Consider the following 11,354-nt stretch of genomic DNA (forward strand, 5'->3'; position numbering starts at 1 on the left):
GTCAAATAAGTAGGCTGAACCACTGGATTGTCCCTTGTCGTCGTCTCCTATGGAACCAATTAGGGCTGTGTTATCGCTTAGAGCTACTGAACGTCCAAACAGGTCTGATTCAAAACCGTCAGGTGCGGTAAATTTCTGGAGTAAGCTGCCAGTAGTAGTGTCAAATAAGTAGGCTGAACCACTGTTAGTTCCTTTGTCGTCGTCTCCCCATGCACCTATCAGGGCTGTATTGTTGCTTAGAGCTACTGAACGTCCAAACTGGTCAGGTGAAGAACCGTCGGGTGCGGTAAATTTCTGGAGCAAGCTGCCAGTAGTAGTGTCAAATAAGTAGGCTGAACCACTGTTAGTTCCTTTGTCGTCGTCTCCCCATGCACCTATCAGGGCTGTATTGTTGCTTAGAGCTACTGAACGTCCAAACTGGTCAGGTGAAGAACCGTCGGGTGCGGTAAATTTCTGGAGCAAGCTGCCAGTAGTAGTGTCAAATAAGTAGGCTGAACCACTGGATTGTCCCTTGTCGTCGTCTCCTATGGAACCAATTAGGACTGTGTTATCGCTTAGAGCTACTGAACCTCCAAACCGGTCATATGCAAAACCGTCAGGTGCGGTAAGTTTCAGATCAAAGGCATTAGCGGGAGCTGTAAAAGCGAGGAGAGCAAAGAGGGGAAAGCAGGCTCTTTTACTAATTGTTTTTAGGTTAGTTGCTTTGCTCTTAATTGTTTGTTTTTGGTGGTGCATATCTAGTTAGTCCTCAATTATCTTTGTTTTTTATGGTTTTGCTCAGGCGTTTAGTTATGTCTATAGAATTAGAGTTGTCACTTTATGACTTCAAAAATCCTACAAACTTTTGCTATGTAGGTACTAGCTATTGCTGGCTAAAAAAGCCAGGAATTATAACTTTTTCTAGTTTTGAGAAATTTTTTCGGTTATATGCACACCTATAAAATCAGGATAGCATTTTATTTAGGCAAAAGGCAATAGGTTATATCATGTCCGGATAATTAGTGATCAAAAAGTTTTTGTTTGTAGTAGGGCTTTAGCCCGATAAATACCTATCTTAGGGCTAAAGCCTTACTACGAGGTTTAATTATCACTGTTCAACCGGACATGATATTATACCAAAACTTTACCAAAACTTTAAATTTCAGTAGTATCATGGGGTTCCTGAGATTGCTTCCCTCCACTCCGTTCCAGTCGCAATGACTTAGGTATAATAATTATCTAGATTTGATATAAATTCTGTTTATCAAAAATTCATAGGATCGACATCCACAGTCAGACTCACCCCAGGACGACAAATATTACTCAATCTAGTCAAATCGGGTACATCCTCACATCCAGGCAATAGCTTTAACAAAATCTGCCACCGATAACGATTAGCAACTCTGGCAATAGGAGCGGGTGCAGGACCTAATAAATCATATTTTCCCTCTTCTGCTTTTTCCATCAGCACACTTGCTAACTGTTGAGCAGTCACCGCTACCTCGGTCGGGTCATAACTACTCAGACGCAATAAAATCAACCGCCCGTGAGGAGGATATCGCAGTTCTGCTCTCGCTTGTAATTCTGTTTCTACAAAAGACTGATAATCATTACGTTGCACAGCTTGAATCACAGGATGTTCTGGAGTATAGGTCTGAATAATAACTTGCCCTGGGTTATCTCCACGGCCTGCACGGCCTGCTACTTGCAGCAACGTTTGAAAAGCTCGTTCGTTGGCGCGATAATCTGAAAAATGCAGTAACCCATCAGCGGATACAACTCCTACTAATGTCACCTGTGCTAAATCTAAACCTTTTGTCAACATCTGGGTACCGATCAATAAGTCTGCTTCCCCATTTGCAAATTGATTTAACAAATTTCGGTGAGCATCTTTTTTGCGAGTTGTGTCGCTATCATATCTAATAAATCGTAAGTCGGGAAATTGTCTAGTTAACTCCTGTGCTACTTTTTGGGTTCCACTGCCAAAAAATTTGAAAAAAGGAGAGTCACATTCCGGACAACGTTGGGGTTGTAGTTGGGTATAGTTGCAGTAATGGCAACGTAATAGTTGAGTTGCACCTTCGTGGGTGTAATGATAGGAAAGAGAAACGTCGCAATGAGGACATTCCATTACATAACCACAACTACGACAAGACACAAATGTACTATGACCGCGACGGTGAATGAATAAAATTCCTTGTTGTTTGGTTTCTTGTAGTTGTTGGAGTGCTTCTTGGAGAGGGTAGCTAAACATTGTCCGGTTTCCCTGTCGCAGTTGTTGGCGCATATCTACTATTTCTACGGGTGGCATCGGTCGCGAGTGGATGCGTTCCGGTAATGATAGGTAGTAGGTTTTTGGTTTTGGGGAAACAGTTTCATTTTCATCAGCTAAGAAACCGGGTTCATTATCCTGATCGTTCAAACTATCAATTTTTTCAGATAAACCAGGTTTGTCGGTCAGGGAAGCATTTTCATCAACCAAGAAACCAGGTTTATTATCTCGATCGTTCAAACTATCAATTTTTTCAGATAAACCCTGTTTCTCCGTAGGTGGTGTCTGGTCGTCTGGATGGTATTTTCTTGTTTCCAAGCAACTTTCTAAAGAGGGAGTTGCTGAACCTAATATTAATGGGCAGTTTTCCAACTCTGCTCGCCATTTTGCTACAGTGCGAGCATGATAACAGGGTGCAGGGCGGTCTTGTTTGAAACTGTTATCGTGTTCTTCGTCTAAAACAATTAAACCTAATTTTGGTAGGGGAGCGAATATTGCCGAACGAGTACCGATAATAATTTGCGGTATACCCCTGGTCATATTACGCCAGGTGTCATAACGTTCGCCCGCAGATAAGGCGCTATGGTAAACATAGACTTTTTTGCCAAAACGAGCACGAAACCTATCGGTAAGTTGGGGAGTTAGACCAATTTCGGGAACGAGTACAAGTGCAGATTTTCCATTTTCCAGGATGGGAGCGATCGCCTGTAAATATACTTCTGTTTTGCCAGATCCGGTAACTCCATGCAGCAATACTTGAGCAAATTCTTGAATTTGGGTAATAGTTGTTAATGCTTCTGTTTGGTAGGGTGTAAGTCTTTTTATTTCATCCCTGATATCGCCTCTACCTTGTTCCCGCCGTAATACTTCTTGTTCCTGAATGACAGCATAGCCTTTTTCTTCTATTTTTTTTACCACAGAAGTTGTAGTTTGGCAAGTGTTAAGTAATTCTGTTAACCACATTTCGCCGCCACTTTTGCGTAACATTTCCATGACTTCTTGTTGACGTGCGGTTAAGTCTTTGGGTGGGGTTTGAGCAACTAGAGTAACTGCTTGCCTGAGTTTTGGTTTTGGTGGAGAAGGGGGTTCGAGATAACTTTCTACCCAACCTCGTTTTAGTAAATCTTTTAATCCTCTATCAGCACCTTTGACTTGACGTTGAATGTATTGCCAGGTGTAATCTTTTGTTTTGGAGTTTTGCAAAATTTCCAGAATTTTTTGAGCATTAGCATTGAGGAAAATTTCTCCACCTGTTGGTATTGCTGCTTCGATGATCCGGATCCGTCGTTGACTACGTTTGAGTAACCCTGGTGGTAGAGCAGTGCGAATTACTTTAATAAGTGGAGTTTGATAATAGATGGCGACTTTTTCCATAAGTTGCCAATAAGTGGCAGGGAAAAAACCTCTGGTAATAATGTTTGATATATTTTTGACGCGATCGCTTGTTAAACCTTCTGGCAGTTGGGAAGTTTTACGGATAACGATCGCTCCTACTTGTTGAGTGCCAAAGGGTACTATTACAATGTCCCCTGGTTGAATGTCCATATCAGGAGGTATTTTATAGGTAAATAATTTTTCCTCCTCTTCAGCATTATCAGTTGAGGTTTGATATGGAACATCAACTAAGACTTCTACCCACTCTTGTGACTCTGGGGAATAGTTATCGTTAGATGACCCAGGTTCAGCTAGGACAGATTTTGAGAGTGTTTGGACAGAGTAGGACATTGGCAAAATTAATTAAGGGACAAATAAGGCGATCGCCGAAGTCAGAAGTTAGAAGTTAGATTCTTGCTGTGACAAATTTATTAAGTAGATTAGTATATCATCATAAAAAAATTTATAATGTGCAGATATTAGTATTAGACATCTCTAGAAACTAAGTTTTAGTATAGGAATTACTAAAGTTTTGAAATTAATTTTCGGATTAATTTATTTTATCTTAAACAGGAGAAAAATCCCCTATGAAAATAGCAATTGGAGCCGATCCCTATGGATTCGATCTTAAGGAAGCGGTCAAGCAGCACCTACAAAATAAAGGTATAGAAGTAGAAGATATTGGTGTCAATAATTCTACTCAAGAAACACCTTATTATCAGGTGGCTGCTCAAGTCTCACAAATGGTAGGAAGTCAACAAGTAGAACGTGGAATACTTGTATGTGGAACGGGTATGGGAATGGCTATTATTGCTAACAAGTATCCTCATATTTATGCAGCAGTCTGTGAGAGTAGTTTTGCTGCCGAAAAATCACGTTCAATTAATAATTCTAACGTTCTAACTTTAGGTGGGTTTGTGACTACTCCCCTAGTTGCTCAAGAAATTGTGGACGTTTGGTTAAATACTGAATTTAAACAGGGATGGGAACCTGATATTCAAGAGTGGTTGGAAAATTCTATGACAGATATTGCTCAAATAGAAAAACAACAGTTTAGAAATTAAATAGATGGTGGTTATACTGTGAAATAGTTATAGTTATATTCCCTGGTTAATTGAGTATTTTACTAGGGAATTTCGATGGAATTATTTAGTTATTTAACTGTTCAAAAAATCTCTGATTAGACTTTGTTTACTATTTTTATTTCTGGTTTTCTACTAATAAAGTGACAGTAAAAATTAAGAATTTATCTCTGTTGTTTGGATGTTAATTATATGCTTTTGTTGATGGTTGTTTTGGTAAAAATTTTATCATGTTGATCGTGAAAAATTAAATATAGCGAATCTACAAAAAATCTAAAATATTGCTGTTTTAAGTTTTGGATTTTCTACGTCTGGGAATTAGGACAGGTTGTAAAGGTTGATATGATTTTAAATTTTCATCTCCTGTCAAGATTTCCACTTGATTTCCTTGCTTATTATAATAGTCAGCAATCTGTTTAATTGTAGCGTCTCCTAATGCAAATCCTCGACTAGCAAAATTAGGAAATTCATTGGCTAACTGCTTCAAATTTTCTGCATTCCATAAAACAGAGGGTTCTATAAATGCTGCCCAAGGGGTTTGATTATATGCTGTTAATTTCATTATATTTGCTAATTCTTTAGCTATTTCATAACGCTTTGTCGGTGCTTGAGCAATATGATTACCTGTTTCAATAATTGTTGCTAAAGGCAAAACAAATGTAGTTTTTGCTTCTTCCTCCTTTTTCAATATTTCATCTACTTTAATTTTATTCCACTTATTACTTTCAGAACCGCAAGTTTCTTTCCCAGGAACTTCTAAATAAACACATAGAATAGAAGTATCAATAATCAGCACTTTTTTCATACTCTCTAATCTGCTTTAAGACTCTTTTCAATCAAACCTTTACTAGCAATTTTTCCTAAAGTTCCTGATGCCATTAACTTCGGTAAATCTTGAATATCCTCTAACGGAATTAACTGACTTTCTCCACTTTGTTTATCTCGATAAGCCACCATCACAAAAGCAATAAAATCTGGAGTTAGTTCATCTAATAAAGCAGGATTATGGGTTGTGACTAAGACATCTATTTGACGCTGTTGACCAATTTCTCTTAACATTTGTAGTAGTAATCCGGCGCGGGAAGGATGCAGACCATTATCTACTTCTTCTATAACAATTAGACTTTTTTCTGGTTGAGTTAACATTGCGGTTAAAATTGCTAAAAATCGCAAAGTTCCATCTGACATTCCACTAGCATCAACTATTATTGGTTCTTGGTTAGGATGCCAGATTTCTTCACAGTAAAGCATGGCATCTCTGCCTAATCTTCCCACAGGTTCAGCCCATACTTTTCGCATATCTCCTTCTGGTAATTTTGCAAGATATTTTAATAGGTTTTCTTCTACTTCAGCTTTTTGTTGTTCTGGTAATTCTGCTAAAACTCCGGCAATATTAGAACCGTCTCTTTCTAACTTTTTTGATAGAGATGAATAATCTCGCATTTGCGAAGGTATTGGGTTGAAGATAAAAATATTTTTGAGGATGTTTGGAACTATAACCTGGGCAGATATCATTTGATCGGCATCATCAAATTTATAGAATGGAATATTTGTTGCTCTAAACCAATAATCTGGAGGAACATCATCAAAATCATATGATAATGGAATATTTGCCGTAAAACGACTCAACCAAGGATTAGAAGTAGGATAAAATTTTTCCATAGCTTGATCCGCTTCAGGATGAGTATAGGCCACTACATTTACTTTTTCTTTAGAAATTGAGGCGATAAAATAAGGCTGTTTAAATGAATTACTATCCGAGAGATTTTGACTATCAATCAAAGTTAAAGATTCATCTACTACCTGTACAGTGGGCTTATTTTCTATAGTAATTTTATAAAGATAATCATCTGCTTCATCTTTCCCATCTACTAATACTTGAAAACTAAATTTAGTTTCTGGTTTTTTAGCTGCCCACTCAATTCCTCCTCTAATATCTGTTAATACTGTTTCTACTGAAGCACCTTGCATAATACTATTCAAAAAATCTAAGGCATCTACAACATTCGATTTTCCACTAGCATTTGTACCAATTAAAACTGTTAAAGGGTCAATATATAATTCTGCATGACGGAAACTTTTCCAGTTTTCCAAAGTTACTTGTTTTAACATAAATCTTTCCTTATTTCTCTTTTCCTTGTGACTTGATTTTTGCTACTCAATTATTTATTTGAAAATAGCAGTTTCCTTTTTCCTTCTATCCTATTTTCTTGTACTTAGACAATTTAGTATTAGGGAAAATTTTCCATTTTTTTTGATTAAAGTGCTTGATTAAAAAAACTTGACATGATATTATAAGTATAATGGAAAAGGTGCGCTCATATAGACTCAAAGTTCGCCACTAAGAAATCAGCACTTGCCACTATATGTCTAATTTTCCTCTAAGTATTTTTCCCAGAAATAAACTCCTTTGTCTCTACTGAGTAATGTAATTTTTCCAATCTGCCAAATTTGCTTGTTTCAGGATAGTGCTTTTTTTATGAGTGCTATTTTTTGAGATAATTTTGTTTGTCGAAATTAGTGGTTGACTTTTTATTTTTTTTGCCACTTCATTCTATGGAGATAATTGAGTATCATAGAAAGTTTTCCAATTTTCGATTATGACAACTAAGCAAAGATTAAATTGAAAGATAAATCAGAAAAATAGCTTGATTAAACAAACTTGACATGATACTATAAGCATAATGGAAAAGGTGTGCTCATATATACTCAAAGTCCTCTACTCAAAAATCAGCACTTGCCACTATATTTCTAATTTTCCTCTAGATATTTTTCCCATAAATAAACTGCTTTGTCTCCACCTTTTAGTAAAATTATTCAACCCAAATATTGAGTAGGAAAATTTTAACTCTGAAATTTTAATTTGCCAGGTATCTTATCTGAGAGTAATACCAGTTTCAAAGCAGGAAAACTAAATCAAGAGCAAGAATTTTTCCTACTCCCTACTCACTATTCCCTAAAATGAGACAATTAAATTTTATTTGCCAGTAACTTGCACTAATACATTTCTTTTTCGAGGTCCGTCTAATTCAAAAAACAATACTGACTGCCAAGTTCCTAGAGCCAATTTTCCATCCACAACTGGAATCACCTCACTATTATTTAAAGTCATAGCCATTAAATGAGAATGAGCATTAATTGGTTCATCGGGAGGCACATCTCGCAAATGCAAATCATTATGGAGATACTTGTCAGATTCTGGTGCTAACTTTCTCAAGTAAACTTTCAGGTCTTCAATTAATCTTTCCTCATTTTCGTTAATAGCTAAAGCGGTAGTTGTGTGTCTAGAAAATACAATTACCTGACCATCATTTATGCCAGTCTTAGTTAAGACATAAATAACTTGGGGAGTAATATTATATATTTCTATTCCTGGAGCAGTTTCTATTTCTAGAAGTTCATTTTTAATCAACATATTAATATCCTATTTTCTCAAGCCTACTACTCTATATATAGTAGTAAAATATTACTTATATCATATTCGGTTGAAAAGTTATAAATAATGACGGAAGGAGTGAGGAGGAAAGAGACAAAGAAACTAAAAAAGTAGAGGGCATCGAATATATTGCTTTATCACTGTAAATCTAATAATTTTTCAATTGCTCATTATCTGAATATGCTATTTGTTAACCTTAAATATAAATTACTAAATATTTGCTTACCTGACTACTAAATTTATTTGAGATTGGGATAAATGCTCGACTTTTTCATAGTGGAAAATTTTTTAGTCAACTAAACTTGTTTCTTCGTTACTAATTACAATTTTTCCAACAGCACGACCCATTTCACTATAAGCATGAGCTTCTGCTATTTCTGCCAATTTATATGTTCGGTCAATAATTGGTTTAACTAATCCATCTTCAATCAATTCCCGAATGGCAATTAAGTCACGGGGGTTAGGTTGGGCAAGAACTAATTTAGATTTTTTACCAGGCATAAATAAGGTGATAAAAGTAGAAGGTAAATTTTCTACCGTTGGTAGAGTAGAAATATAAATTCCCTCTGACTTCAATACATTTTCACAACTAGAAAAAGTTTCTTTCCCAAGAGCATCAAAAATAATGTCATACTGTTCAAATTCTTTGGTAAAATCAATCTGATTATAATCAATAACGCGATTCGCTCCTAAACTTTCTACTAAGGTAATATTTTTACTACTACAAACACCTATTACTTCAGTTTTCATTGCCTTAGCAATTTGTACTGCAAAAGTTCCAACTCCCCCAGAAGCACCATTAATTAATACTTTTTGTCCTGGTCTAATTTGACCTAAATCAAGTAATGCTTGAAAAGCGGTTAAACCTGCAACTGGAATTGATGCAGCTTGGGAATGAGTGATGTTTTTAGGTTTTAATGCAGCAGTATTTGCAGGTATAGCAATATATTCTGCATAACCACCTCCGACTAATGGATTAATAAATGTATAAATTTCATCTCCAGGTTCAAAGTTTTCTACTTTTTCCCCTACTTCTAATACAACTCCAGATAAGTCACAACCTAAAACAATAGGAAAGTTAAAACCAGATAATAATTGTAGTTGCCCTTGTCTAATTTTCCAGTCAACAGGGTTAACACTGGTAGCTTGAATTTTGACTAATAATTGTTCGGGTTTAATTTGAGGTTTTTCAATTTCTGAATATTCCAAGACATCAATGGAACCATACCGATTAATAGTGACTGCTTTCATGGAATTTTTCTGTTAAATTAAGACTTCTATTAGAATAGCAATAAATTATATCATGTCTGGTTAAATAGTTATAAGTAACAGGAAACAGGGAAGAGGTAACAGGGAAAAACTTAACTGGGAAGAGAGGGGGAAGAGATAATAAACAAGGAAGAGTAAGAGGAAGAGGAAGAGGAAGACTAAGAGGAGAAGGTTTTTGGATAAAAGATAGTTATAAATTTTTCCTGTTGCCTTTTGTCTCCTTTCATAACTAATCTATCTAAACAGAGTTTAATTTAGAAATAAAACAAGCTGTTTTTATTGTAAGAGTTCGGTAAATAAATAGGTAATATCTCAAAATTTTTTTCTGTATTTGAGGAAATTAGTATCATGGTGAGTAAAGTCAACCCTGACTTTACTATTTGGTTAAGTTTCTTTTTATCCAAGACCTAATTTCTGCCTTTAATCATCAAAAAATTATCCGACAAACCATAACTGAAGTAAAAATTCCTACGACATCAGCACATAGAGCAGCAGGCAAAGCATATCTAGTTTTTTTAATCCCAACACTACCAAAATAAACAGCCAATACATAAAAAGTTGTTTCTGTAGAACCCTGCATAGTTGATACTAAATAGGAGAGAAAACTTAATGGTTCATTTGTGACTATTTCCGACATAATACCAAAAGCACCACTGCCAGATAAAGGTCTAATTAATGCCATAGGTAATGCTTCTGCTGGCATTGCAATTAAATTAGTTATCGGGGATAAAATTGCAGCCATAATATCTAGTGCGCCACTAGCTCTAAACATTCCAATTGCTACAAAAATTGCCACCATAAAAGGAATTACTCTGACGGCAACTTCAAATCCTGCTTTTGCTCCTTCAGTCATTGTTTCATAAACTTTAACTCCTCGGAAATAGCCGAAAAGTAGAAAGGAGCAAATTAATATTGGTAATAACCAATTAGACAAACTTTGGAAAAAAGCAAGACTAAAAATATAGGGTATACCTCTGAGGTTTAAGCGATAAATTACTGCACCTAAAAAAGCTCCGATCAAACTAGAAAAAAGTAGTTTACCAATTTTGTTGGGTGGAGTAAGTTTTGATATTTTTTCTTCTCTGTCAAGAGAATCATTTTTATCTAAATATTCTGGAGTAATAGATTGATTTAAACTTGGCATTGGTTGCCGACTTGCAAAAAATTTTGCTGCTACAACAGCTGCAATTGTAGAACAACAAGTGGCAATAATTGTAGGTAAAATAATATCTCCAGGATTAGTAACACCTGCACTTGCTCGAACGGTTATGACACTAATAGGAATTATCGTAACTGAAGAGGTATTTATAGCTAAGAATAAACACATTGCATCTGTGGCAGTTCCTTTTTCTGGATTTAAGTTATCCATTTCTGCCATTGCTTTTAAACCCATCGGTGTCGCAGCATTTCCTAATCCTAAAGCATTAGCAGCTATATTTAAAATAATGGCAGACATAGCAGGATGAGATGATGGTATATCTGGAAAAAGTTTCACCATTACAGGATAAATTAAACTGGCAATTATTTTCATTCCTCCTGCTGTTTCGACTATTTGAATTATGCCTAACCATAATGCCATACTACCAATTAATCCGATAGCTAAAGTAACAGCATTTTTGGCAGCTTCAAATGATGCCTCAGTTATTTCTGTCATCCTACCGTTGTATGCTGCTATGACTGTAGCTGAAATTATCATAAATAGCCAAATACTATTAATAGGTGATGTTTGTGATTGATTCATTTTTAGGGAATAGGGAGTAGTGGAGTAATACACCTAAAATGTTGCAATAGTAGGGGCTGGTTTTAGTGGAAATTTTCATGCTTACCCTAATATTTATATAAACCCGCCTTCATGCAAACAATTAGGTGTTTCTGTCCAGTAGGGAGAAATAAATAATTAATGTATATAGCGCGATAATTTATTAATTATCTGTTAAATGAA

General features: G+C 35.8%; 8 protein-coding genes and 1 pseudogene. 1 reads left to right on the forward strand and 8 read right to left on the reverse strand.

What is annotated here, in order from left to right; all coding sequences use genetic code 11:
• From ACP6PL_RS06960 to priA, 3 genes and pseudogenes are all read right to left on the reverse strand, one after another.
• Positions 1-462: FG-GAP repeat protein (locus tag ACP6PL_RS06960; RefSeq protein WP_426543988.1), on the reverse strand; the 462-nt coding region annotated here is incomplete at its 3' end.
• Between the two features lie 30 nt (positions 463-492).
• Positions 493-735, reverse strand: a pseudogene (locus ACP6PL_RS06965) (FG-GAP repeat protein); the annotation flags it as partial.
• 508 nt (positions 736-1,243) lie between these two features.
• A complete protein-coding gene (gene priA / locus ACP6PL_RS06970; RefSeq protein WP_426543935.1) occupies positions 1,244-3,976 on the reverse strand; it encodes a primosomal protein N' in 2,733 nt (910 codons plus the stop codon).
• Positions 3,977-4,212: 236 nt separating this feature from the next.
• Here priA and ACP6PL_RS06975 point away from each other — a divergent pair, with 236 nt between their 5' ends.
• Positions 4,213-4,689 carry an RpiB/LacA/LacB family sugar-phosphate isomerase gene (locus ACP6PL_RS06975; protein ID WP_426543937.1) on the forward strand — a complete coding sequence of 159 codons (477 nt, stop codon included), beginning with the start codon at positions 4,213-4,215 and terminating at the stop codon, positions 4,687-4,689.
• A gap of 307 nt (positions 4,690-4,996) precedes the next feature.
• Here the strand turns inward: ACP6PL_RS06975 and ACP6PL_RS06980 are convergent, their stop codons facing one another.
• The 5 genes from ACP6PL_RS06980 to ACP6PL_RS07000 all read right to left on the reverse strand — a co-directional run bounded on the left by ACP6PL_RS06980 (position 4,997) and on the right by ACP6PL_RS07000 (position 11,153).
• Positions 4,997-5,512, reverse strand: coding sequence for a hypothetical protein (locus ACP6PL_RS06980; protein WP_426543939.1), 516 nt, complete (start codon positions 5,510-5,512; stop codon positions 4,997-4,999).
• 5 nt (positions 5,513-5,517) lie between these two features.
• A complete protein-coding gene (locus ACP6PL_RS06985) occupies positions 5,518-6,819 on the reverse strand; it encodes an AAA family ATPase (RefSeq protein ID WP_426543941.1) in 1,302 nt (433 codons plus the stop codon).
• Positions 6,820-7,684: 865 nt separating this feature from the next.
• Positions 7,685-8,122: a secondary thiamine-phosphate synthase enzyme YjbQ gene (locus ACP6PL_RS06990; protein WP_426543943.1), complete on the reverse strand. Its 438-nt coding sequence runs from the start codon at positions 8,120-8,122 to the stop codon at positions 7,685-7,687.
• A gap of 309 nt (positions 8,123-8,431) precedes the next feature.
• Complete coding sequence (locus ACP6PL_RS06995) at positions 8,432-9,394, reverse strand: NAD(P)-dependent alcohol dehydrogenase (protein WP_426543945.1); 963 nt, start codon at positions 9,392-9,394, stop codon at positions 8,432-8,434.
• A gap of 445 nt (positions 9,395-9,839) precedes the next feature.
• The gene (locus ACP6PL_RS07000; protein WP_426543947.1) at positions 9,840-11,153 is read right to left on the reverse strand and encodes a nucleoside recognition domain-containing protein; all 1,314 of its coding nucleotides are present in this window, start codon (positions 11,151-11,153) and stop codon (positions 9,840-9,842) included.
• Positions 11,154-11,354: the final 201 nt, after the last annotated feature.

The organism is Dapis purpurea BLCC-M126 (assembly GCF_050015975.1).
GTDB lineage: Bacteria > Cyanobacteriota > Cyanobacteriia > Cyanobacteriales > Microcoleaceae > Trichodesmium.